The following is a 23,438-nucleotide window of genomic DNA, read 5'->3' as shown; positions in this document are numbered from 1 at the left end:
CTTGCAGGAAAGGATCGCGCAGCCGCGAACGTCAGTTCACCATCTCACCGATCTTGGCGGCGAGCGCCTCGATGGCGAATGGCTTGGTGATCATCGCCATGTTGGTGCCCAGAAAGCCCGCGCGGATCGCCGCGTTCTCGGCATAGCCGGTGACGAACAGGATCGGCAGGTCGGGCCGGTGTTCGCGTGCGACTTCGGCGAGCTGGCGGCCGTTCATGCCCGGCAGCCCGACATCGGAAACCAGCAGGTCGATCGCCTGGGCCGAGCGCAGGATCGGGATCGCCTCGACGGCATCGCTTGCCTCGATCGGTGCATAGCCCAGCTCCTCCAGCACTTCGCGAACCAGCAGACGCACGGAAGGATCGTCTTCCACCACCAGCACGGTCTGGCCATGGCCTTCCTGGACGGCGCGGGGGCCATCGCTCTGGCCGGCGACATCGCCTTCGCAGGCAGGCAGGTAGATCTTCACCGAAGTGCCCTCGCCCGGGCGGCTGTGGATGCGCACCTGGCCGCCCGACTGGCGCGCGAAGCCGTAGACCATCGAGAGGCCGAGGCCGGTGCCCTGGCCGATCGGCTTGGTGGTGAAGAACGGCTCGAACACCTTTTCGATGACATCGGCGGGCATGCCAACGCCGGTATCGGACACCGCGACGACGACGTAGCGGCCAGGCGCGACGTCGGGCTCGGTGGCGGCGTAAGCCTGGTCGAGCTCGACGGTCTGCACCTCCACCGTCAGCTGGCCGCCATCGGGCATCGCGTCACGCGCATTGATGGCCAGGTTGAGGATCGCATTCTCGAGCTGGTTGGCATCGGCGATCGCGTGCGGCGCGTGGGGGCCGGGCACGATCTTGAGCGCGATGTTCTCGTTGATCGTGCGGCGCAGGAGATCATCGAGCGAGGCGGTGAGGGCATTGACGTCGAGCGGTCGAGCATCGAGCGACTGGCGGCGCGAGAAGGCAAGCAGGCGCGCGGTCAGGCTGGCCGCGCGATGCGCTGAAGCCGCGGCCGCGTCCATGAACCGGTCGAGGTCTTGCGTGCGGCCCGAGGCGATGCGGCGCTTGACGATGTCGAGACCGCCGATGACGCCGGTCAGCATGTTGTTGAAATCGTGGGCGATGCCGCCGGTCAGCTGGCCGACCGCTTCCATCTTCTGGCTTTGGCGCAGCGCGGCTTCGGCGCGCGCACGACTTGCCATTTCCTCTTCCAGGTCGCGCGTGCGCTCGGCCACCTTCTGCTCGAGCGTCTGGTTCAGCCGCTGCGCCGCCTGGATCAGCCGCGCATTCTCGATCGATATGGCGGCCTGGGAGGCGAGCCCCATGGCAAGCCGTTCGGCGCGGTCACCGAACTGGGCGGGCAAGTGGTGGCCGAAAAACAGGCCGCCGATGACCTCTCCGGAACGGGAGGCCACCGGTACCGCCAGGTAGCTGACCACCGGTATGTGGCCTGCGGGCATGCCGTGATACGTGTCGTTCCGGCCGTAGCGGGGATCCTGCCGGATATCGTCCGAGCGCACCACCCCCTGGCCCGTGAAGGTCGGGCCGAACAGCGCGGTGTTGCGCGGCATGGGGTAGTTCTCGAAGGCCGATGCAGGCGGTCCCGACAGGCTGAAGAGCAGGTAGCCCTCACCGCTCTCATCCACCTTGTTGTAGAAGAACGCACCGGCTTCGGCGCCGGTCAATTCGCGCCCGGCATCCACCACGGCCTGCACCAGAGTGTCGAGATCCAGCTCCGCGGCGACCTGGCTGCCGGTGCGGTTGAGGATTTCCAGCGCGTGGCTTTCCTCGCGCAGCGCGGCTTCCGATGCGGCGAGCGCCGCTTCGGCGCGCTTGCGTTCGGAAACGTCCATGATGGTGCCGACGAAGCGGGTGGCGCGCCCGTTCTCGAACACCGCGCCACCTTTCGCGGCGACCCAGCGCTCGACGCCGTCGTCAAGGCCGATCGTGCGATACTCGATGTCGTAGTCGGCATGCCCCTCGGGATCGAGCGCACTGCTGACTGCTGCGTTGGTGCGCTCACGATCGTCGGGGTGCAGACCGGCGACGAAGCTGTCTTCGAACGTGATAGCCGCTTCGGGGGGCAAGCCGAACAGTGCCTTGCAGCGCGTGTCCCAGCGCAGCACGTTTCCGACGGGATCGTAGTCCCAGGTACCGATGTTCGCTGCCTCCGTCGCCAGGCGCAGGCGGCTTTCGGAAATGGCGAGCTCGGCAATGCGGTCTCGCATTTCGAACTGCTTGCGACGGGCATGGAGGGCCGAGGCGACGGCGCTCACGAGCGAGGCGGTGCCGAGCGGCCGCTCGAGGATGACGGTGTTGTTGACCAGGCCTGCCAGCCCATCGAGCGTGGAACTCGGCGCCGAACGGCCCGTGCTTTGCGCCTTGAGCAGTACGAACGGCAAGTCGGACCAGGGAGGCTGGCGCGAGAGCGCGTCGCGCAGCAGGTCGATGCCACTGCCCATGGCTTCTTCGGTGACCAGAACGGCGCCGAGCTTGTCATCGACATGTGCGGCCACTTGCGCGAGATCGGCGCAGACCGCCGCCTCGTAGCCCGCTCTTGTCAGGAGCGCTGCGACACTCTCCGCATCACGACCGAACGGTGCGCAGACGACGACACGGCGACCTTCGACAGGCGTCTCAGCCGACACTTAGCCGACCTTCCAGCAGCGGGGCATCGGCGCCGGTGAACTCGGGCGTGCCGGTGAGGATGCCCTTGAAGTCCACCAAAGGTGCGCCGATCCGCAGCCCACCCCGATCGATGCGGAACTCGCGGATCGAATCCTCATGCATTCCGCCCCGATTCTTGATGATCGAGATCGCCTTGCGCACCCGGCCGCCGGCCTCGAAGTAGCGCAGCAGGATCACCGCGTCCGCGATGTACGAGATGTTGAGGTTGGTGGTCATGGTGCCGACCAGGCCTTGCTGCGGGTTGATCAGGAATGTGACGACGCCGCGCTGGCTGAGGTAGGAGAGCAGCTCGTGCATCTGCAGCAGCAGCTGCTGCTCCTGCGGCATGGCGGCCATGTAGCCGTTGAGGCTGTCGATCACGATCACGCGGGCGCCGCGCAGCTCGACCTCACGGCGTACACGCGTGGCGAACTCGCCGGGCGAGATCTCCGCCGGATCGATCTGTTGCAGGACCATGCAACCGCTCTGCACGTGCCTGGCAAGGTCAAGGTTGAAGGCGGCGGCACGGCTCATCAGAGTGCCGACGCGCTCGTCGAACTGGAAGATCGAGACCGCCTCGCCGCGGTCGCAAGCCGCATGCATGTACTGCAGCGCGATCGTCGTCTTGCCCGAGCCTGCGGGCCCCGAGATCAGCACGTTGGTGCCGCGCAAGGGGCCACCGTCCAGAAGATCGTCCAGGGCGGCGATGCCGCTGGCCATCGGCTCTTCGACGAACTCGACGTGATGTTCGGCCGCGATCAGGCGCGGGAAGATGTCCAGTCCGCCCTTGCGGATCACGAAATCATGATAGCCGGCAGTGAAATCGATGCCGCGCAGCTTCTGCACCTGCATGCGCCGCCGTGCCGCCCCGAACTCCAGAGTGAGGCGCTCCAGAGTGATCACGCCATGGCACAGGCTGTGCAGGTGCGCATCGCGCGCCTCGTGCGACGCGGTCATGTCGTCGATCAGCAGCACCGTCGAGTCGCGCCCGGCGAAGAACTGCTTGAGCGCGAGCACCTGACGCCGGTAGCGGAGCGGATCCTGCGCCAGCAGGCGCATTTCCGAGAGGCTGTCGAAGACGACGCGGTTGGGCCTGACGCGCTCGACCTCGTCCTGGATCAGCCGCACGGTTTCGCCCAACTCCATTTCCCAGGGATGGATGATCGACTGCTCGCGTCCGCCGCCGAAGACATCGTCGGCCGAGTTGAATTCGAACACGTCGAACCCTTCGAGACCCCACCCGTGCGAGGCGGCGACCGCAAGCAGTTCCTCGCGCGTCTCGGACAGCGTGATGTAGAGCACCCGCTCACCCTGGGCGACGCCTTCGCGCAGGAACTGCAGCGACAGCGTGGTCTTGCCGGAGCCGGGCGCACCTTCGAGCAAGTAGAGCCGGTTGGGCGTGAGGCCGCCCTTCAGGATCATGTCGAGGCCGTCGTTGCCCGTCGATATCGTGCTCTGGTCAACCATGGCCTTGAATCTTCCCTGCAGCGACCGTGACGACGTGTTCCGGCGCCCACGATCGGAACACCACCGACTGCCGGAAAAAGCGGAACGCGGCAATCGACACCTGAGCGGCGCGAGGGGCATCCTTCACGCTGCCGACTGGGCCGCTCTTACCGTCACGTCGGCATCTGTGCATCAGGCCTTTCAGGCAACGGCACGATGCGCGGAGCAGACGCGCGGGCCGTTGCGGCCCTCGGCTTACTCTTCCTCTGCAGCCTCGGCCTCTTCCTTGGTCTTGTGGCTGATGCCCTGCTCCTCGGCGGGCGGCGAATAGACGGTGAACAGCTTGAGCGGTTCCTCGCCCTTGTTGATGATGTTGTGCTTGGCGCCCTTCGGGATGACGATGATGTGGTTGGGCGTCACCTTGGAGCGGCTGCCATCCACAACTGCCTGGCCTTCGCCCGAGACGAAGAAGGTCGTCTGGTCGGCATCGTGCGTTTCTTCCCCGATATCATCGCCGGGCTCGATGCTCATCATGACGATCTGGCAGTTCTCGTCGTAATAAACTTCCTTCTGGAAGTTCTTGTTCTTCGTGGTGAGGGCGATGATGTCCTTGTTGAAAACGGCCATGCGCAAAATCCTTTTCGCCAGTCTGGACGGGAAGCAAGCCTCTGCAAGCTTGGCCATTCTTTGCGTCCGGCCTTCCGCTGCTCACAACGATGCGCAACTGCGGAAGGTTCCTTCGCATGGCACCCTGAGTTCCGTCAGAGGCGGTACCTTACGGGCCTCCCAGGCGTTGTCGCAGGCGATCCCCGTCGACAGGAGCTTTCCACACCATGCCCATCCGCGCCGTGCTTTTCGATATCGACGGAACCCTGGTGGACAGCAACGATCTGCACGTTCTTGCCTGGCAGCGCGCGTTCGAGCAGGTGGGCGCCGCCATCGACGCGCAGACCATTCACGACCAGATCGGCAAAGGGAAGGACATGCTCGTCCCCGCCTTGCTGCCCTATGCCGATGAAGCGACCCAAGGCAAGGCCGGGGAACTGCATGGAACGATCTTCAAAACGGAGTACCTGGACCGGGTAGAGCCGTTCGCCGGGGCGCGTGACCTGCTCGCGCGGGTGCATGAGGCAGGTCAACAGGTGGTGCTGGCCAGTTCGGCGTCGGCGCCCGAGCTGGAGCACTACGTGCAACTGCTCGAGGCTGGCGATCTTGTCGATGCCTCTACCAGCGGCGACGATGTCGAGCATACCAAGCCCGCGCCCGACATCTTCGCCGCCGCCATGGCCAAGCTCGCGCCGCTCCGGCCCGAGGAGGCGATCGTGGTCGGCGACACGCCTTACGACATCGAAGCTGCCGCCAAGTGCGAGATCGCCGCCGTCGCCGTCCGTTCGGGCAAGTTCTCCGACGCTGCGCTGACGGACGCCGGTGCCATCGCCATCTACGACGACGTCGCGGCCCTCCTCGCCGATTACTCGAGTTCGCCGCTCGGTCGCTGAGGCTGCGCCAGCAGGCGGAGCACCGCGTTGGCAGCCATCGCTCGGCCGAAAAGGTAGCCCTGACCATAGCCGCAGCCGCGTTCGCGCAAGTACCGCGCTTCCTGCGCCGCCTCGATACCCTCGGCGATCACATCCATGCCGAGCCGCTCGGCAAGGCCGATGATGGCATCGACAATCGCCGCGTTGGCGGAGTCCGGCGCCAGGTGGGTGACGAAGCTGCGGTCGATCTTGATCACGTCGACCGGAAACGCCTGCAGGTGGGTAAGCGAGGCATAGCCCGTGCCGAAGTCGTCCAGGGCAAGCGAGATGCCCTCGCGGTGGAACCGTTCCAGCACGTCGCTGACCGAGTCCGCGCCGCGACCCATGAACACGGTCTCGGTGACTTCCAGTTCGAGCATCGAGGGCGCGACGCGACTGCGGTGCAGGCACGCCATGACCCGGTCGAACAGGTCCTCGCGCCGGAACTCGGCCGGGGACAGGTTGACGGCCACGCGTCCGAAATCGAACCCTTCTTCCCGCCAGCGTGCAATGTCGCGGCAGACGCCATCGAGCATGCGCTCGCCCAGGGCAGTGGCCAGGTTGAAGTCCTCGAACGCGGCCCACAGCCGGTCGGGGCCGAGAACGCCGAGCTCGTCATGGCGCCAGCGCATCAGCGCTTCGAAGCCGGCGATGCGGCCGTCCGCCAGGCGGACCTTGGGTTGATAGAACGGCATGACGCGCTCGTCGGCGATGACGTTGCGGGCCGTGGCGAGCATCGAGGCGCGGCGCTGCACCGGCTCGCGCAACTGCGGTCTAAACATCGTCAGCGTGCCGCGTTGTGCCGACTTGCCGGCGTAGAGCGCAATGTCCGCGGCCTTGAGCAGCTCGTCCGTGCTGAACCCGTCACGCGGGAACAGCGCGGCCCCGGCCGTCGCCTCGCAGGCGATGCCGTGCGCGTCACACTCCAGGTGGTCGGCAACGTCCTGTAGCGAGGGCAGCACCAGGCCGCTCAGCGCTTTTTCGTCCATGACCTGTACGAAGGCCGCGAACTCGTCGCCGCCCAGTCGCGCGACAAAGCCCCGCTCGCCGATGCCGGCGGTGAGTCGGGCCGAGAAGGCGCGCAGCAGCGCATCGCCTCCGTCATGGCCGATCGTGTCGTTGGCTTCCTTGAAGTTGTCGATGTCGAAGATGACGAGTGCGAGCGTCTCGCCGTGCTCGCGCGCCCGTGCGATCGCGGTTTCGAGATGCTGGTTGAAGTAGGCACGGTTGGGCAGGCCGGTCAGCGCGTCATGGTTGGCCGTCCAGCGCACGCGTTCATCGGCATTGCGCTGCTCGGTCACGTCGCGGATGGTGACCAGCACGCGTTCGAGCCTTCCGTTCGGCCCGTCGATGCGCCACCCGCTCGTCTGCATCCAGCGCTCTTCGCCGTTGTCGGCGCGCCGGATACGCAGAACCACCTCGAAGCGGTGCTCGCTGTCGTTGACCTCTACGGCGTCGACCAGTTCCTGAAGCAGTTGGCGATCTTCCGGCACCACCAACGCCAAGGCGACGGCAGGGTCCGGTTCCGCGTCGAGCGGCAGGCCGACCATCCGCTTGAAATCGTCCGACCACTCGCGTCGGTCTTGCACCGCGTCGAAGTCCCAGATGCCCAGACCGGCCGCCTTTGCCGCAAGGCGGAAGCGCTCCTCGCTCTCGCGCAGGGCTTCCTCGGTCCGCTTGCGGTCGTCGATGTCCTCAAGGGTGCCATACCAGCGCACGACCTTGCCGGCATCGTCCAGGCGCGGGGCAGCGCGGGCGCGGAACCAGCGATCCGTGCCGTCCGCGGTGCGCAGGCGATGGGATACGTCCAGTGGATCCATGCTGACGAGCACGTCTTCCCAGGCGCCGCAGGTGGTAGCGACATCGTCCTTGTGCAGGGCGCGCATCCAGCCATGACCCAAGGCTTCCCTAACGGATCTGCCGGTCACGTTGGCCCAGCGCGAGCTGACTTCCAGGATGGCGCCGTCGGGCGCCGCGGTCCAGCGGATCTGCGCCGCAAGTTCGCAGCTGTGACGGTAATGCGCTTCGCTTTCGCGCAGTTCGGCTTCCGCATTCCGGCGGATCGTATCGTCCAGGACGACCGCGATAGTGCCGGTGGGCCGGCCATTGCCGTCGCACAGGAAGCTGACATGGACGAGGCACCAGGTGTGAGTGCCGTCCGGCCGCAAAAAGCGCCGCTCCGCATGGAACGGCGTGGCGTCGCGGACATGTTCACGAAAAAGGTCCAGCAGCGGGCCGATCTCGTCAGGGTGCGAATACTGTTCGAGTGTGACATCGGCCAGCTCTTCGCGCCGGCGCCCCATCAGTTCGCAAAAGAAGTCGTTGGCTGCCAGGATGCGCCCGTCGAGCGCACGATAGACGAACCCGACGTTGGCCTGGCTGAGCGCGTCGATCATGTCCTGGAACAGAAGCGGCAACGCAGCTTCAGGCTGAGCTGCGATCCGGGCAAGCGACGGCGCGGCGCGCTCCAGCTCCGCAAGAAGGCGGGATGCGTGCTCCGCCTCGAGTGGTGTAGGAGCCTCTCCGTCGTATTCAGGAAGCTCCCTCATGCGTCACTCAGCCCCTACTTCGATACGATTCATCTCACTGCCCCGGACCGCGAAGCCGTGACAAACAGGTGCGACCTGGCGCGTCCTTGCGAAAGGTCCTTAACGTGCAGAGACTTAAGAAGAGGTAGCGCCGGCACTCGCGGGTGTTGCGCAAGGCGGCGCAAAGCTTTGCGCCATGTTCCGGTCGATGGGGCCGCCTTCGCCGACAGTGTTCAGCAGCCAGGTCCGGAAGCACACCATGGCCGGCGTGTCGGTTCGCGATTGCAGCCGGGTGAGCCAATAGCTCCCGGCATCGATCCGCGTGGCGAAAGGCGCGACAAGCCGTCCAGCGCGCAAATCGCCGGTGAACATGACGGCGGGAGCCAGCGCGACGCCCAGTCCGTGCCGCGCCGCATCGACCATCGGCACCGAGCTGTCGAACATCGGCCCGCGCAGGGCGGGGCAGGGTGTACCGGCTTGCGCGAACCAGGTCGGCCACTCGTCACTGCGGTAGGATCGTAGCAGCGTTTCGCGGCCGAGCATCGCCGGATCGGAAAGCCTCTGCGCGATCTCGGGCGTGCACAGCGGGGTCAGCGGCGCGTCGAGTATGCGAATGGCGTGCGTGCCGTGCCAGGCGCCCCCGCCGAAGCGGATTGCCATGTCCAGGCCCTCCCCGGCGATGTCGACGCGGTTGTTGTTGGTGGACAGGCGCAAGTCCACTTGCGGGCAGGCGCGGGTAAAGTCCGGCAGCCGCTCCAGCAGCCATCCGCTGGCGAAGGTGCCGACCACGCCGAGCGAAAGCACGTCGCGCGGGTGGCCCGCTGCGATTCGTTCGAGCAGGTCTCCCACTCTGTCGAGCGTGTCGGCCATGACCGGGAACAAGGCCTGGCCTTCGTCGGTCAGCGCGAGGCCGCGCGGCAGGCGACGGAACAGCGGCGTTCCCAGCCTGGCCTCGAGGGCGGCGACCTGCTGGCTGACCGCGCCCTGGCTGACGCAGAGCTCCACCGCCGCGCGGGTGAACGACAGGTGCCGCGCCGCCGCCTCGAACGCGCGCAGGGCATTGAGCGGGATCTGCGCGCGGTCCATGCTTGCGAGCCATAAGTTGGACTCATGGCTCTGTCGAGAAACCCTGCTTTGTGCGTGACCAGAAGTACGGCCACTGTCTCATCATCCAAGTCGAGGGAGGCACGAGCATGATGACGAAATGGGCAGCAGCCATCAGTGTGGCTATGATGAGCCTGGCGGCGGCACCTGCGGACGACCCCTTGTTGCGCCCGATATCGCCTGAGTACGCACAGCGTTGGCTCGCGCCCGAAACACCGGTGCGTGTGTTCGGCAACACGTTCTCCGTCGGCTTCGGCGGACTATCCGTGGCGGTCATACGCACCGACGCCGGGTTGATCTTGGTCGACGGCGGCGTTCCGCAGGGGGTGCCGGTGGTGGAAGCGAACTTGCGCAAGCTGGGCTTTTCGATCCGCGACGTGAAGCTGATCCTTTCGACCGAGCCGCACTGGGACCATGCCGCCGGCATCGCCGCGCTGGCCCGTGACAGTGGCGCGACCGTGCTGGCGAGCGCTCGCGCATCGGTGGTGCTGAAAAACGGCGGTCACGATCCGGCAGATCCGCAGGCGGCGGTGCTCGAACCTTTTCCAGCTGTCACCAAAGTGCGTGCCGTTCGCGACGGCGAGCGCATCCGCCTGGGCAACGTGACGGTCACCGCAGTGGCTTCGCCCGGGCACACCAGCGGCAGCATGAGCTGGCAGTGGCAAAGCTGCGAAGGCAAGGCCTGCGCCACCGTGCTGTTTGCCTCGAGCCTCAACCCGGCAGCCGCCGATGGCTGGCGCTTTGCCGACCATCCCGAGCGCGTGGCGATGTTCCGGGGCACCTTTGCCCGCTTCCGCAAGCTGCCCTGCGATATCCTCCTGACCCCGCACCCCGACCAGTCCGGGGGTGACCGCAAGCTTGCCGCCGTGCGGGCCGGAGCACGGCCCAACCCCTTCCGCGACCCCGCCTCGTGCAAGGCCTACGCGGACCGCTTCGAGGCGCTGCTCGACAAGCGCCTGCGTGACGAAGCCGCCCGCTAGGCGCCTTACCTCGCCTGTGTCTTGAGCCAGGCGGCAAGCTGCGCGCGCTGCGTCGGGCGATTGGCCAGGCGCTGCTTCAGGCCGGTTTGCGCCTGGATGATCGGCTTGGCCTCGTCGGCGGGCAGAGCGGCGGCATAGGCCTGAAGCTTGTCGACCATGGTCGGGTCGGTGCTCGCCGCCACCAGGCGCGAGATGAAGCGCGGGCGCCCGGCATGCTCGACCAGCTTGTCGATCTGCGCCTGGTGCGCACGCACGAAGTCGAACGCCTGCTCCGGATGCGCACGGGAGACCGACGTGATCATCTGCGAGCCGCTGGTCGCATCGGGCGTGCCCGAGATCGCGAGGTCCAGGGTTTTGGCTGCCAGTGCATCGTCTCGCGCCGCGCCGAGGCTGCTGTAGTACAGCTGCCGATCGACGACGCCGGTGGCCTTGGCTGCCTGTTGGCGCAGGAGTTCCCAGTCCGATGGCGTCGCGTTGGTGGCGGCGACATCAAGCCAGGTGCGCTTGAGCGGTCCGTTGAGAGCGGCCGGATTGGTGGCGAGGCCCTGCAACCTGCGCCGGGCCTCTGCGACCACCGCGGCGTCGCCCGCGGCACCGAGAGTCCCGATCAGTTGCGCGCGCAGCTTGGTGTCGGTGAGGGGCTCGCCCGCGACAGGATCGAAGCCGAGCTTCTGCAAGCGCGGCGACCATGTGCGTGAGATCAGCGCGCCGAGCTGCTGCTGGGCCTCGCCCTTCTCGAGCAGGTCGTAGACGGCCTGCCACAAGCCGACCGCGTTGCCCGTCAGCGTGGCATCCGCGCTCGCAGGCACCGCGGACAGCAGCGACAGGCCGGCGGCCATGTCCTGGTAGCCTGCCATCGAGAGCGAGAGGTTGTCCCGGACCAGACCATACTGGTCGATCGGGGCGAGCTTGCCGAAACTCGCGACCAGCTTCTGCAACGAGGCCGCGTCGTAGAGCGTACGGTAGTATCCCAGCTGCCCGCTGTTCACCAGCACCGGCCCGCAGCCCGGCAGCACGACGTTGTCGGTCTTGCCGGTCATCAGGTGACGCGCAGGCGCTGTCTCGCCGACGCGCACGAGCAGCGGCAACGGCCAGACCGGCTTCGTGCCGCCACGGCTGGCGGGATCGAGCGAGAAGGCGTCCTGCGTCAGGCTCAGCCGGGACTGGCCGCCCTGGCAGGTGATGGAACTGACGCGCAGCAGCGGCACTCCGGGTGTGCGCGTGAACGCCTCGGCGATCCGGTTCACGTCCTTGCCGCCCGCACCTTCGATGGCGGCCCACAGGTCCTTGCTCTGCGTGTTGGCGTAGGCGTGCTTCGCCATGTAGGCGCGGATGCCCGCCCGCCAGGTGTCGGCGCCGGCATAGTCCTCGAGCATGGCGATCGTCGCCTGACCCTTCTGGTACGTGATCGCGTCGAAGGCCTGCTCCATTTCCGAGACCGTGCGGATCGTCTGCACGATCGGGTGCGTGGTCGGCAACGCGTCGAGCGACATCGCCGCCTCGCGTCCGTCCACAGCGTTCAGGCGATAGTTCCATTCGGGGTGGAAGTGATCGGTGATCTTGTCCGCCGCCCAGCTGGCGAAGCCTTCGTTAAGCCAGATGTCGTCCCACCAGGCCATCGTCACCAGGTCGCCGAACCACTGGTGCGCGGTTTCGTGCGCCTGGGTGCTGTATATGTCCTGTATGCCATCGGGGCTGGTGGTCGCGGGATCGAGCAGCAGGATGCGCTCGAAGGTCATGATCGCGCCCCAGTTCTCCATCGCCCCGAAGAACTGCGAGCTGCCCGGCGCGGCGATGTTGTCGAGCTTGGGCAGCGGGAACTTGACGCCGAAGTAGTCGTCGAACCACGGCAGGATCTGCGCCAGGCCATCGCGCGCATAATCCGCCTGCGCGCCGCTGCCGGCGGGCGAGACGATGCCGACTTCCACGCCGTCCGCCGCCATCTTGGCCGAGCGCTCGAAATCACCCAGGCCGAAGAACAGCAGGTACGAGCTCATCTTCGGGGTGGTGGCGAAGGTCACGCGCTTGAGGTTGCCGGCAAGCTTTTCCTCGCGCGCGACGGGCATGTTGCTCAATGCCATCTGGCTGGCGGGGACTACGGCCGAAAGGTCGAACGTCGCCTTGTAGCTGGGCTCGTCGAAGCTGGGGACGAAGCGGCGCGCATCGGGCGCCTCGAACTGGGTAAACAGCGCGCGCGTGTCCTTGCCGGTGCGCTTGTCGGGGTAGTCGAGCGCGAACAGGCCCGACGGCTGCGTGCCGATGGTGCCGGTATAGGCGATGTCGAGGCGGTAGGTGCCCGGCTTGATCTGGGCAGGCGCGGCGAAGCGCAGCGTCTGCGCCTTCTCGTCGGCGGAGGCGGTAAGCGGCGTCGCCTTGCCGTCCTTGGCGACAAGCTGCGCCGATGCGATCTTGAGGCCGTTTCCATGCAGCGTCAGGGCGTCGGTCGCCGTGAACACGACCAGGTCGACGCCGACCTTGCCGTTGAAGGTCAATGCCTTGGCGTCGGGGGTCACTTCGATGCGGTAGTGCGTCGGACGGGCGGTGCGCGGCAGGTCGCTCGGGACCGTCTCGGGCAGCGCGACGGGCGTCGACGCGGGGGCACTCGCAGGAGCGGCAAGGGCGGGCAGCGACACCGCCAGGGCGATCACGGCAGAAGCGGTAGCAAACGAGCGAATGGCTGAACGCATGTTTTAAGGTGCTCCACACACGAGGTTCTTGACGACTTGGCACTGGGTCTAGCCTGCGGCGTCGGTCCGATCCAGTCCCGCGCCTGCTCGTCCTTCGCGCCGGATCGTGGTTATCCTCTGCCGCCGCGCTATGCTGCCTGCAAAGACGAGCGAGAGGAGCCAGCCCGATGAACCCGGACGATCGCGCCGCGACGACCTACAAGATCCTGCTGCCGATGAAGCGCAAGCCCGGCATGTCGGTGGAGGCTTTCCGCGAGTACTACGAGAACCACCACGCACCGCTCGCGGCCCAGTCATCAGGCATGCTCGCGCGCTACGTGCGCCGCTACCTCGATGCGCATCCGCATCCCGAAACCGGCGAGCCCGGCGAGTTGCCCTACGACGTTATCACCGAGTTGTGGTTCGATGACGAGGCGACGTTCCGGCAAACCCTGGCCTATCTCACCAGTTCGCCGATGCCGGCCGAGATCGTCGCCGACGAGGAGCAGCTGTTCGATCGCGCGTCGTTCCGCATCCTGACGGTCGTCGAGCACGATACAGACCTCGACGCGGTGCGCGCCGCGCTGAAATCCTGATCGGAGAGCCAGACCCATGAAGATCGGCGCCGCCTATCCCACCACCGAAGTCGCCGGCGATCCCCAGGCGATCCGCAAGTTCTGCGCCGCGGCCGAAGACCTCGGGTTCGCGCACATGATGGCCTACGATCATGTGGTGAAGTGTCCCCACGACGGGCGCGATCCCAAGCTGACCGGGCCCTACACCGACGAGGATACCTTCCACGATCCCTTCACGCTGTTCAGCTTCGCCGCGGCGATCACCACCAGCCTCGAGTTCGTGACCGGCGTGCTGGTCCTGCCGCAGCGGCAGACGGCGCTGGTGGCGCAGCAGGCTGCCGACGTAGACTTGTTCTCGGGCGAGCGGCTGCGGCTGGGGGTGGGTATTGGCTGGAACTACGTGGAATACGAGGCGCTCGGCCAGGACTTCAAGACCCGCGCCAGGCGGATCGAGGAGCAGGTGGACCTGCTGCGCCAGCTCTGGACGACGCCGCTGGTGGACTTTCACGGCCGATTCGACCGCATCGATCGTGCCGGCATCAACCCGCGTCCCCGCCGCGCCATCCCGCTCTGGCTCGGCGGGCACTCGGAACCCGCCTACGAGCGTGGCGCGTGCATCGGTGATGGCTTCGTCTTCGCAGCGCCCGGGGAGGGCGCGGTGGACGCCTGGAACCGGGTGCGCCATCACTTGCACGAGGCCGGGCGCGATGAGGACAGCTTCGGCCGCGATCTCCTGGCGATCTTCGCCCGAGATGCGCAGGAGGCCGCCGACCACCTCAAGCGCTGGCGCGACGCAGGCGGCACGCATGGGACGGCACCGTCGATGAACAAAGGGCTGGGTGACGACATCGATGCGCACATCGACTATCTGGCCAAGGTGAAGCGGTTGGTCGATGCGGGGTGATTGTGCTGGGTCGAGAACGCAGCACCCGGCACCTGGGACCAAAATCAAACCAAACCAAACAGCCAGCATAACCCGTCGTCGCCCCCGCGCAGGCGGGGGCCCCGCTTCATGGGCAAGCGCCACCTGATAAGGAACAAGCGGGGCCCCCGCCTGCGCGGGGGCGACGGGTGTGGGTCAGGTAGCGGTGAGCGGTCAGGTCATTCACGCTAGGTCAGGTCAGGCCAAGTTACGTCAGGCCGGTCAGGAGAAAGCATGGCCTGACGAGCGTGCTGCTCGAAGCGCCACAGCCGGTCGGGGCCAATCGCATCCAACCGAGCGCAACCCAGCTGCGCCATCGTCGCCTCCAGCTCCGTTCGCAGCATGTGGATGGCATGGGCGACGCCCGCCATGCCAGCCACCGCCAGGGCATGCATCTGCGGGCGGCCGACCAGCACGGCCGAGGCACCCAGCGCGAGCGCCTTGACCACGTCGGAGCCGGTGCGCACGCCGCCGTCCATCAGCAGCGGAACGCGCCCGCCGGTCGCTGCCGAGACGGCGTCCAGCATATCGAGCGCGCTGGGCAAGCCGTCGAGCACGCGCCCGCCATGGTTGGAGACGATCAGCCCGTCGGCGCCAAGGTCCACCGCGCGCGCCGCATCCTCGCCCAGCAGCATCCCCTTCAAGAGCACCGGCAGGCGGGTTTCGCTGCGTAGCCATTCCAAATCGGCCCAGCGCGGCGCGGCATCGGCAAGGGCTGTGCCGAGGATGATGCCGCTCGTCCCTGGCGTCGCGGTCTGTCGGATCCGCCGCATGCCGGCAAGGTTCACGGCGTCCACTTCGGCTGGCAGCGTCAGGCCCGCAGGCTTGATCGCCGCATCGACGGTCAGCACGATCGCCTCGTAGCCCGCCGCTTCCGCCCGCCGGACCAGCGCCAGCGAGTCCTGGCGATCGGGCTGCAGGTAGAGCTGAAACCACAGTGGCGGCACAGGTCTGTCGAGCGCAGCGGCCGCATCGCGACCGGCGGCCGCGATCTCTTCGATGGTCACGCTCGCCAGCGTGCTGACCACCATGCCGGTCTCCAGCGCGGTCGCGGCACGCACGACCGCAAGTTCCCCCTCGGGGTGAGCGAGGCGCTGGTATGCCATCGGCGCGAGTAGCAGGGGCGCGGCATGGCGGCGCCCGAACAGCGAAAGTTCGGTGCTGCCCCCGCGCAAGTCCGCCAGTGCGCGCGGGAGGAAGCCCCAGCGCGCGAAGGACGCGCGGTTCTCCGCCAGGCTGCGTTCGGCGCCTGAGCCTTCCTGGATGTGGCGCCAGATCTCGGGTTCCAGATGTGCCCGCGCCGCTGCCTCGTAGTCCGCCAGCGTTGCCATGCCAGGCGGCACGCCGGGGTGCGGCGGCAGGGTCACGTCTGCGACCACTGGCGCAGGAGATTATGATAGACTTGGGTCAGTGTGTCGACCGCGGCGTGCTCGGGGTGATCGCCGGCAACCGACTGGATCGCGCCATCGAGGTCGAGCAGCAGCCGCCGCCGCTCGGCCGAGGCGACGAAACTCTGGACCCAGAAGAACGCCGCATAGCGCACGCCGCGCGTCACCGGCATGACTCGATGCAGGCTGCTGCCGGGATAGACGATCAGGTGGCCTGCCGCCGGCTTGGCGCTGTGGGTGCCGAACATGTCCTCGATCACCAGCTCCCCGCCATCGTAGTCGGCCGGATCGGAGAGGAACAGCGTGGCGGAGACATCGGAGCGCAAGTGCTCGCCGGTGCCGGGCACGGGAAAGATCGCGTTGTCGACATGGGCGCCGTACTGGCCCCTGCCGTCATAGCGCGAGAAGCGAGGCGGCAGTACGCGGGCGGGCAGGGCGGCGGCGATGAACAAGGGCGTTTGCGACAGGCGGGCGAGCACCCGGTCGGACAACTCGCGCGCCAGCGGCAGGTCGAGTGCGAGTTGCTCGTTATCCTTGACGCGCGCCGCCTGGTGCCCGGCGGTGGCGCGTCCGTCGGTCCACGGCGCAGCTTCGAGCGCGGCGCGGATCTCGCGCACCTCGGTGGGTTCGAACAGCTCTGGGATTTCGATGACCATATCGTTTCCCTTTGGCGCCAAAAGCAAAGACCCGGCAAGCGCCTGCGGTGCAGCGCTCGCCGGGTCGCGCCTGAACGCGAGAGGTCAGTACTTGACGTTGACCGTCAGGATCGCCGTGCGGCCGGCGGCCTGGTTCGCGTAGTGCGCCGTGAACGCCTTGTCGTAGTACAGCTTGTTGGCGACGTTCTGGACATTGGCCTGGATCTGGATCGCATCGTTGACCTTGAACGAGGCGTTCGCATCGAAGCGCCAGTAGCTGGGCACCATGCGGCCGACGACCTGGCCTGGGATGATCACCACGCCGTTGCGAATGGTGCGCGCGCCCACTTCCTGGAAGCCGCCGTAGACCTTGCTCATGTAGATCGCGCCACCGCCGACGGTGAAGCGGTCGGTCACGTTGTAGTTGGTGAAGGCCGTGAAGCTGTGCTTGGGCGTGTTGGGGAACGGCTTGCCCGTGTTCACCGAGGGCGCCAGCAGCGTGCGCGTCTGCCCCGTCGCGCTGTCGACCGCCGTCGTCGCCGTGAAGCCACCGTCGCGGATCTCGGCGTCCATGTAGGTGTAGCCACCGAAGACGCTCCACTCGGGCGTGATGTTGCCGTTGAAGCCGAACTCGATGCCCCGGATGCGGCGCTCGCCTATGAACTCGACGGTGTTGTTCGGTCCGGTCGTGCGAGCGTTCTTGGTGTCGGTCTGGAACGCGGCGAGGCTGAGCGACAGGCTTTCGTTGAACAGGTTCGCCTTGGCGCCCACCTCGTAGGACTTGGTCTTCTCGATCTTGAGCTGATCGGTCAGCTGCTGGGCAGTGAGAGGCGTCAGAACCACGCCGTTGACGGTGGTGCCTGAGGTCCCCAGGGCGTTGCCCTCCGAACCCTGGGCCAGGAACGAGCCGGGCGGCGTCGCCGAGCTGGACGTCGAGACGTAGAGGCTGGTTTGCGGCGTCGGCTTGAAGACGAGGCCGGCCTGGTAGTTCCACAAGTCGTCGTTGCGCTCGACCCAGCTGCGCGGGGCGGCGGTGGAGGTCGCGGCGAGGCCGGGGCTGACCTGGACCTTGTAGTGATCGTAGCGACCGCCCAGGTTGAGCAGCAGGCTGTCGGTGATGGTAATGGTGTCGAACAGCGAGGCGCCGTAGCTCTCGATCTTGGTCAGCGTCCAGGTCTTGCGCTGACTGCGCTCGACCCCCGCCAGCACGTTGGAGTCGTCCGCGGCATAGCTGACCCACGGATCGTTGGAGTTGGGATTGGACACGCTGGTGCAATTGAAGCGCGCGATGTTCTGCGCCGAGCAGCGGGGCGATACGCTCGATCCGGTGGAGATCGCGGCACCGGTCGCGGCGTTGGAGACGTAGGTGCCGTTGCCGGCGTTCTCCCAGGCGAACTCCAGGCTGGCGGCGAAGTTGTGCCTGAGGCCCAGGAACGTCTTCTCGCCGAACAGGTCGGTCTGGTTGATCAGACCTTCGGCGAAGCTGTAGCGGGTGTTCGCACGGCGCCACACCTGATCACCCGGCGCGGTGATCAGGCCCGCGGCGTTGCGCAAGCCAAAGACGTTGCCCTGCTGGTCGTCGGGCTGGGTCCACACATAGCCTTGCGTGCTGTGGCCGTAACGCGAGGTGTTGCGGATGGTGACGCCCCCGTCGAACTCGTGCTGGAAGCGCGCGGTCAGGTTGTTGACGTTGGTCTTGCGAAAGTCGCGGTTCTTGAGGCCGTAGAAGGCGTCGCGCGGACGGTTGACCTCGACCCCCGAGATCGTGGTGTAGCGGCGTGCGGGCGCGGTCTCGGTCACACCGGCCGGCGCGTTGGCGCCGGTGTAGAGGTATGGAATGCCCGAGTCCGGCAGCTCGTCGCTCTCGAGGTGGTAGTAGCCGATCGTCAGACTGGTCGGGCCGTCGAGGCCGATCTTGACCGAAGGCGCGACGCCCCAGCGCTTGGAGAACAGCGCATCGCGACCGGCGATGTCCTGGTCGTGCCACATGGCGGCGACGCGCACGCCGACGAGGTCGTTGATGGGCTGGTTCACATCCAGCGTGGCGCGCTTGTAGTCGTCGGTGCCGATCGCGCCGCTCGCGGCGACGAAGCGCTCGGAGGTCGGCATCTTGGAAACGAGGTTGATGCTGCCACCGGCGCTGCCACGCCCGCCCATCGCGCTGTCGGAACCCTTGACCACTTCGATCTGTTCGACCGCGAAGATTTCTCGGCTCTGCGCGCCGATGTCGCGCACGCCGTCCAGGTATGTGCTCGCCTGGCTGTCGAAGCCGCGGATGAAGGGGCGGTCGCCCAGCGGATTGCCGCCTTCGCCCGCGCCGAAAGTCAGGCCGGGAACCGTGCGCAGCGCTTCGACGAGCGAGGCGGAGGCGGTGTCCTTGATCACTTGCGCCGGCACCACGGTGACCGAGCGCGGCGTGTTGACCAGCGGTGCGGTGAACTTGGGCGAGCTGGGCTTGTCGACCTTGTAGCTGCCTTCCTCGATCGCGGTGTCGGTGACCGTGACGGTGCCGAGCGATCGCTCGGGCGTGTCGGTCTGCTGCGCGTGCGCGGCGCCGGCGAAGGCGGGTGCGATGCAGGAGAGCGCCAGGAACGTGCGACGCGCGGCCGATGGCGAAAGCTTGGATGTCATGGATTTCCCCCCTTAGAGGACAAGGCGTGTTCTTTTGCTCTGGGCGCCAGATATTGCGAGTCAAACTCAGTAGCAAGGCTATATTGAAGCGTCGTCGATGTCGGGCAGGATCGCTCAGGTTATCAGCGGCTTACCCTCGAGGACTCCGTTGCGCGCTCAGCCGGTAGGAGGCTCGTCCAACTCGTCGATCATCGCCTGGAGCGCAGGGCTGATCCACTCGTGCAAGGTGCCGTCCACGCGCGTGAGGGTGCGCACGGCGAGCGCCTCGCGGGATGCCAGCGCCTCCATCTCGGCGCCTTGCAGCACACCGAGCGCGGTGGCCCAGGCGTCCGCCCACATGGCGCTGGCGTGCAGCACGCTGACGCTCAGCGCATGTTCGACCGGGGCGCCGGTGCGCGGATCGATGGTGTGCCGGCCGCGCACGTAGTCGCCCGAGGTGGCGACTGCCATCTGGTGCAAGGCCACGCGGAGCGGCGAAATCCCCTGGTCCGGTGTCTCCAGGTCCACCCACCAGGGATCGCCATCGGGTCGCAGTCCCAGGCCCAGCAGCTCGCCGCCGATCTCCACGAGTGCGTGTCGGCAGCCATGTCGGAGCAGCACAGCGCCCAGCGCGTCGACAGCGAACCCCTTGGCGATGCCGGAGAAATCGAGACGCACGCCGCCCGACTGGCGCAGCCGGCTCGCTTCGCGGTCATAGGCGAGCCGCGCCGAGCCGGAGACTGCGTGCGCCTGCTCCAGCTCGGCAGGGGACGGCATGGTCATGGCCGGTTCGGGACCGAAGCCCCACGCGTCGACAAGCGCGCCGATCGCCGGGTCGAACGCGCCGCCGCTGCGTTCGGCAACGACAAGTCCTGCTTCCAGCACGGTGCGGAAGTCCGGTGGCAGCGTGATCCACGTTCCCCCGCCCGCCCGGTTGAAGCGGCCGAGCAGCGAGTCCGCCCGCCAGTGGCTCATCTGCGCCAGGATCGCCTCGAGCCGGCCTTCGATCGCGCTCAGCAACGCCGTGCGATTGAAGGCCGGCGGTGCGGCTAGGCGGACGTGCCAGGTCGTCCCCATCGTCTCGCCAGCCAGATCGACGACCGGCGCACCGGGGCGCCAACCGTCCAGCGTGGCCGGATCGAGCTCGAGCGGAACCGCCAGGCGCATGGGTCAGGGCGCGACGACTTCCAGCGTGGTGGTGAAGCTCAGCCGGCGCTCGGTGGCGCGCGGCTCGCTGGTCTTGGTGTCGGTCACGTTGGCGTTGAGCCAGTACATGCCCGCCACCGGCCACTTCACGCGGAGCACGCCGTCGGGGCCGGTCTTCAGCTCCTGGGCCTCCTCGGCCTCCCGGAACTTCTTGCTGCCCGGAACGACGCTGACGGTGATCCCGGCGGCCGGCTTGCCGTCCACCAGGAACCGGAACTGGCCCTCTTCATCGGAGGCGAGTGCGCCGGGCTTGGTGATCGGCTGGAATTCCAATCCCTTGCCGGTCACCTTGTACGCGTTCTCGGTCGGGGCATCGGCGGTGACGTAGATGTAGTTGCGGCCGATCGTCTCCGTCAGCTTCACGTCGGTGGCGTTGGCCGGGATCTCGGCCGCAGTGGCGACGAACTTCATCGGCGCACCACCGGGGCCACCGGGGCCACCGGGGCCACCGGGGCTACCGGGACCCATGCCACGGGGCGCCTGGCCCTGCGGCGCTCCGCCCGGACGCGGTGCGCCGGGTCCGCCAGCGCCACCCGCTCCACCGAACTGCCCGCCGTTGCGGCCACGGCTGCCCACGCGCCAGGTTTCGCCGTTGACCTTGAACGTCCCCATCAGGCCCGAACGCTCGGTGCCGATCACCCAGGTGCCCGGCTTGTCGATCTTGACGTCGAAGGTCGAACGATAGCGCAGCGTGGCCGCGTTCTCGATCTTGGCCTCACTGCCATCGGGCGCCCAGACCTTCACTTGCGCAGGGTCGATCGGGAAGTGATCGGCATAGAACAAGTCGTTGGAAATCGCGCCATCGACGGTCACGTATTCGCTGGTTCCGGCGAGCGTGGTGGTGGAGGGCAGCAGCCACTGGCGGTGTGCCCAGGCGGGCGAGGACAAGCCAGCGGCAAGAAGGGCGGCGGCGATCAGGGCGTGACGAGTGCGCATGATGGATCCTTTGCAAGGATGAGAGTTAGGGCAGCGGCTCAGGGCCAAGGGTTCAGCGGACGGTGACGGCACCCAGTTCGGTCTTGCCGGAGGCAGCGCCGCGACCCTTCGGCAACGTGATCGGCACCGACACGAGCTCGCGCCCGCCGGTCTCGCGCGCGGCCTCGACCTTCAGCACGTACTGTCCGGCGGGCAGGTTGGCGGGGAGCGCGACCTGATAGGTGCCGGGCGCTCGCGTCGCGCCGCTCACGCCGTCGGCCGGCAGCTTCAGCGAACGGCCGCCCTTGCGCCACCAGCTGCGCAAGTCCGACAGCCACTTGGTGCCGGGCTCACGGCCGCCTTTCTTGACGTCGTACCACACGAACACCGTCTTCGCCTCGCCGCCGGCGGCAGGCTCCAGCCAGCCCACGACGTAAGGCTTGTGATACTCGGCGACGTTGATGCGCGGCACCGTGACGCTGACGGTCGCCGCGGCGGCGGGCATCGCCACCGTGCCTGCGACCAGCAAGGGAAGGGAGGGCAGAACCTTCGATTTCATCTGGGCAGGACTTTCTTGTCAGTGGATGAAGAACAGGGCGATGACGACCGGAATTGCCAGGCTCAGGCCGACCAGCGGCCAGGTTGACGGGCGATGCTTGGCATGGAGTTGCAACAGGACCAGCCCGGTGATCGTGAACACCAGGCAGGCGACCGCGAAGACGTCGATGAACCAGAACCAGGCAGAGCCGGTGTTGCGGCCCTTGTGCAGGTCGTTAACGTAGGAGATCCACCCGCGTCCGGTGCGCTCGGCGCTGACCGCGCCGGTGGTGCGGTCGATGCTGACCCAGGCGTCGCGGCCCGGTCCCGGCATGGCGACATAGACCTCGCCCTCGTCCGACCAGTCCGCCGCGAAGCCAGCAGGATCGAGCGGGACGACCTTGGCCACGGCTTGTGCGACCTTGCCGGGCAGCGGAGCATGGCTGTCGCCGGCTGCGGGAAGGCTTTCGACCAAGGCCATGGGCAGGCGTCCGCTGCTCTGCGTCACCACCGGTTCCGCCGCGATGGAGGCGGCGTGGTTCAGCGTCAGGCCGGTGACCGAGAACAGCAGCATCGCCGCCAGCGAAACCGCGGCGCTGATCCAGTGCCATGTGTGCAGTTGCTTGACCCAGAAGGCGCGGACCTTGCGGCTCTTGCGCGGCTCGGCCGGCTTGCGCACGGACGGCGTGGCGGCGCGTGGGCTTGCAACGGGCTCGGCGGCTTCGACGGCTTCCAACGTGCGCGACTTTCCACGGGGCTGATCGGAGGGCAGGGCCGGTTCCGTATCGGAAGGGGCTGCCTGACGCTCCATTAGGTCTGGACGGAACGGTCCTTAGTGCCTATGCGAATGACTCGCAATAGCTTGGTTGTTGCAATCGAGAAGGGGCATCCATGGCGACGCTGGCATCGGCACGATTGATACCGCAGGCAGCACCCTCGCCGCGCGTGCGAGGCGAAGTGGTCTCGCTTGCGGACGTGCGCGAAGCAGTCGCAGTAGCACCGGTCTACGAGCGGGCCGTGTACCAGCCTTCGCGGCGCTCCGGGCCGATCGCCTTCGTCGCGTCTGCCGGCGTGCTGCTGGCAGTGGGCGCCGCCCTCGCAACGCTCAACATCGTCGGCCAGCACAAGGAAGCGGCGCATCTGACGGTCGTGTCGATCAAGGAACTCGACACCACGCCGCCACCGCCACCGCCGGCCCAGAAGCTCGAGGAGCCGGTCGCCCAGCCCGAGCAGGCCTTCGTGCCGCAGCCCAGGATCCAGCTTCCCTCGCCCGGTCCGACGCAAGTCGCGCTGGACCTGCCGCCGCCTGCCCAGCCCCCCACGACCGTCGCTCCGGTGATCGCCGCTCCAACAGCCCCCGCCGCCGCGCCTGCCGCGCCGGCGCCCAGCGCGCCGGTCGAGGGTGGCGATCTGTCGAGCCAATTGCTTTCCGGAAAGCCGCCGGTTTATCCGATCGACGCACGGCGGCAGAAGATCCAGGGCACGGTTAAGTTGCGTATTCTGGTCGGTCCTGACGGCAGAGTCCGCGATCTGCAGGTCGCCGTCAGCAGCGGTAGTGACTTGCTCGACCGAGCAGCCCTGAGCGCGGTCAAGCGCTGGCGCTATGCACCGCAGCAACAAAACGGGGTTCCCGTTTCCGTTCGCGGCATCGCTTCGGTTACGTTCGGGCTTGCCTGACGCGACCATTGGCGATCAGGCTCCCTTGGCCAGTACGCTCGCAACACCCGGCAGACGGTGAACGCCTCAAGA

At 67.3% G+C, this 23,438-nt stretch carries 18 protein-coding genes; 5 read left to right on the top strand and 13 right to left on the bottom strand.

The window, feature by feature from the left end; translation table 11 throughout:
• Positions 1-31: 31 nt before the first annotated feature.
• The 3 genes from HNO88_RS04980 to HNO88_RS04970 form a co-directional block, all read right to left on the bottom strand.
• Entirely contained in the window at positions 32-2,641 is a 2,610-nt protein-coding gene (locus HNO88_RS04980) for an ATP-binding protein (protein ID WP_312856994.1), read from the bottom strand.
• Positions 2,631-4,127, bottom strand: a complete 1,497-nt coding sequence (locus HNO88_RS04975; protein WP_184242974.1) for an ATPase domain-containing protein — start codon at positions 4,125-4,127, stop codon at positions 2,631-2,633. Before HNO88_RS04975 ends, HNO88_RS04980 begins: the two co-directional genes overlap by 11 nt.
• A gap of 234 nt (positions 4,128-4,361) precedes the next feature.
• On the bottom strand, positions 4,362-4,733 hold the full coding sequence (locus tag HNO88_RS04970) for a cupin domain-containing protein (protein ID WP_184242973.1): 372 nt from the start codon (positions 4,731-4,733) through the stop codon (positions 4,362-4,364).
• Between the two features lie 206 nt (positions 4,734-4,939).
• Between HNO88_RS04970 and HNO88_RS04965 the strand changes: the two genes are divergently transcribed.
• Positions 4,940-5,605, top strand: a complete 666-nt coding sequence (locus HNO88_RS04965) for an HAD family hydrolase (protein WP_184242972.1) — start codon at positions 4,940-4,942, stop codon at positions 5,603-5,605.
• On the opposite strand, the gene HNO88_RS04960 is transcribed toward HNO88_RS04965, so the two are convergent.
• On the bottom strand, positions 5,578-8,172 hold the full coding sequence (locus HNO88_RS04960; RefSeq protein ID WP_184242971.1) for a sensor domain-containing protein: 2,595 nt from the start codon (positions 8,170-8,172) through the stop codon (positions 5,578-5,580). The two genes, HNO88_RS04965 and HNO88_RS04960, sit on opposite strands and share 28 nt — an antisense overlap.
• A gap of 114 nt (positions 8,173-8,286) precedes the next feature.
• The gene (locus HNO88_RS04955) at positions 8,287-9,237 is read right to left on the bottom strand and encodes a LysR family transcriptional regulator (protein WP_184242970.1); all 951 of its coding nucleotides are present in this window, start codon (positions 9,235-9,237) and stop codon (positions 8,287-8,289) included.
• A gap of 107 nt (positions 9,238-9,344) precedes the next feature.
• On the opposite strand from HNO88_RS04955, the gene bla reads away from it, so the two are divergent.
• Positions 9,345-10,235, top strand: coding sequence for a subclass B3 metallo-beta-lactamase (gene bla, locus HNO88_RS04950; RefSeq protein ID WP_184242969.1), 891 nt, complete (start codon positions 9,345-9,347; stop codon positions 10,233-10,235).
• A 5-nt stretch (positions 10,236-10,240) separates the two neighbouring features.
• Here bla and HNO88_RS04945 read toward each other — a convergent pair whose 3' ends face one another.
• Entirely contained in the window at positions 10,241-12,922 is a 2,682-nt protein-coding gene (locus HNO88_RS04945; RefSeq protein ID WP_184242968.1) for a M1 family metallopeptidase, read from the bottom strand.
• A 167-nt stretch (positions 12,923-13,089) separates the two neighbouring features.
• On the opposite strand from HNO88_RS04945, the gene HNO88_RS04940 reads away from it, so the two are divergent.
• Complete coding sequence (locus HNO88_RS04940; protein ID WP_184242967.1) at positions 13,090-13,497, top strand: EthD domain-containing protein; 408 nt, start codon at positions 13,090-13,092, stop codon at positions 13,495-13,497.
• Between the two features lie 16 nt (positions 13,498-13,513).
• Positions 13,514-14,380, top strand: a complete 867-nt coding sequence (locus HNO88_RS04935) for an LLM class F420-dependent oxidoreductase (RefSeq protein WP_184242966.1) — start codon at positions 13,514-13,516, stop codon at positions 14,378-14,380.
• 206 nt (positions 14,381-14,586) lie between these two features.
• Here HNO88_RS04935 and HNO88_RS04930 read toward each other — a convergent pair whose 3' ends face one another.
• From HNO88_RS04930 to HNO88_RS04900, 7 genes are all read right to left on the bottom strand, one after another.
• Positions 14,587-15,765: an alpha-hydroxy acid oxidase gene (locus tag HNO88_RS04930; protein WP_312856993.1), complete on the bottom strand. Its 1,179-nt coding sequence runs from the start codon at positions 15,763-15,765 to the stop codon at positions 14,587-14,589.
• Entirely contained in the window at positions 15,762-16,442 is a 681-nt protein-coding gene (locus HNO88_RS04925) for a Fe2+-dependent dioxygenase (RefSeq protein ID WP_184242965.1), read from the bottom strand. Before HNO88_RS04925 ends, HNO88_RS04930 begins: the two co-directional genes overlap by 4 nt.
• A gap of 84 nt (positions 16,443-16,526) precedes the next feature.
• Complete coding sequence (locus HNO88_RS04920) at positions 16,527-19,052, bottom strand: TonB-dependent receptor (RefSeq protein ID WP_184242964.1); 2,526 nt, start codon at positions 19,050-19,052, stop codon at positions 16,527-16,529.
• Positions 19,053-19,208: 156 nt separating this feature from the next.
• Positions 19,209-20,198, bottom strand: coding sequence for an FAD:protein FMN transferase (locus tag HNO88_RS04915; RefSeq protein ID WP_184242963.1), 990 nt, complete (start codon positions 20,196-20,198; stop codon positions 19,209-19,211).
• Positions 20,199-20,201: 3 nt separating this feature from the next.
• A complete protein-coding gene (locus HNO88_RS04910; protein WP_184242962.1) occupies positions 20,202-21,173 on the bottom strand; it encodes a DUF4198 domain-containing protein in 972 nt (323 codons plus the stop codon).
• A 52-nt stretch (positions 21,174-21,225) separates the two neighbouring features.
• Entirely contained in the window at positions 21,226-21,711 is a 486-nt protein-coding gene (locus HNO88_RS04905; protein ID WP_184242961.1) for a DUF2271 domain-containing protein, read from the bottom strand.
• An 18-nt stretch (positions 21,712-21,729) separates the two neighbouring features.
• Positions 21,730-22,425, bottom strand: coding sequence for a PepSY-associated TM helix domain-containing protein (locus HNO88_RS04900; RefSeq protein WP_281383986.1), 696 nt, complete (start codon positions 22,423-22,425; stop codon positions 21,730-21,732).
• A gap of 155 nt (positions 22,426-22,580) precedes the next feature.
• On the opposite strand from HNO88_RS04900, the gene HNO88_RS04895 reads away from it, so the two are divergent.
• Entirely contained in the window at positions 22,581-23,366 is a 786-nt protein-coding gene (locus HNO88_RS04895) for an energy transducer TonB (RefSeq protein ID WP_184242959.1), read from the top strand.
• The last annotated feature ends 72 nt before the right edge of the window (positions 23,367-23,438 follow it).

The sequence above is a fragment of the Novosphingobium chloroacetimidivorans genome (assembly GCF_014204535.1).
Taxonomy (GTDB): Bacteria; Pseudomonadota; Alphaproteobacteria; order Sphingomonadales; family Sphingomonadaceae; genus Novosphingobium; species Novosphingobium chloroacetimidivorans.
This window is presented reverse-complemented; position numbering and strand designations above follow the sequence as displayed.

Bases quoted from the DNA above. Each gene is read 5' to 3' on its own strand.
- HNO88_RS04975 (WP_184242974.1), bottom strand. From the start codon at position 4,127: ATGGTTGACCAGAGCACGATATCGACGGGCAACGACGGCCTCGACATG.
- HNO88_RS04970 (WP_184242973.1), bottom strand. From the start codon at position 4,733: ATGGCCGTTTTCAACAAGGACATCATCGCCCTCACCACGAAGAACAAG.
- HNO88_RS04965 (WP_184242972.1), top strand. From the start codon at position 4,940: ATGCCCATCCGCGCCGTGCTTTTCGATATCGACGGAACCCTGGTGGAC.
- HNO88_RS04960 (WP_184242971.1), bottom strand. From the start codon at position 8,172: ATGAGGGAGCTTCCTGAATACGACGGAGAGGCTCCTACACCACTCGAG.
- HNO88_RS04955 (WP_184242970.1), bottom strand. From the start codon at position 9,237: ATGGACCGCGCGCAGATCCCGCTCAATGCCCTGCGCGCGTTCGAGGCG.
- bla (WP_184242969.1), top strand. From the start codon at position 9,345: ATGATGACGAAATGGGCAGCAGCCATCAGTGTGGCTATGATGAGCCTG.
- HNO88_RS04945 (WP_184242968.1), bottom strand. From the start codon at position 12,922: ATGCGTTCAGCCATTCGCTCGTTTGCTACCGCTTCTGCCGTGATCGCC.
- HNO88_RS04940 (WP_184242967.1), top strand. From the start codon at position 13,090: ATGAACCCGGACGATCGCGCCGCGACGACCTACAAGATCCTGCTGCCG.
- HNO88_RS04935 (WP_184242966.1), top strand. From the start codon at position 13,514: ATGAAGATCGGCGCCGCCTATCCCACCACCGAAGTCGCCGGCGATCCC.
- HNO88_RS04925 (WP_184242965.1), bottom strand. From the start codon at position 16,442: ATGGTCATCGAAATCCCAGAGCTGTTCGAACCCACCGAGGTGCGCGAG.
- HNO88_RS04920 (WP_184242964.1), bottom strand. From the start codon at position 19,052: ATGACATCCAAGCTTTCGCCATCGGCCGCGCGTCGCACGTTCCTGGCG.
- HNO88_RS04915 (WP_184242963.1), bottom strand. From the start codon at position 20,198: ATGCGCCTGGCGGTTCCGCTCGAGCTCGATCCGGCCACGCTGGACGGT.
- HNO88_RS04910 (WP_184242962.1), bottom strand. From the start codon at position 21,173: ATGCGCACTCGTCACGCCCTGATCGCCGCCGCCCTTCTTGCCGCTGGC.
- HNO88_RS04905 (WP_184242961.1), bottom strand. From the start codon at position 21,711: ATGAAATCGAAGGTTCTGCCCTCCCTTCCCTTGCTGGTCGCAGGCACG.
- HNO88_RS04895 (WP_184242959.1), top strand. From the start codon at position 22,581: ATGGCGACGCTGGCATCGGCACGATTGATACCGCAGGCAGCACCCTCG.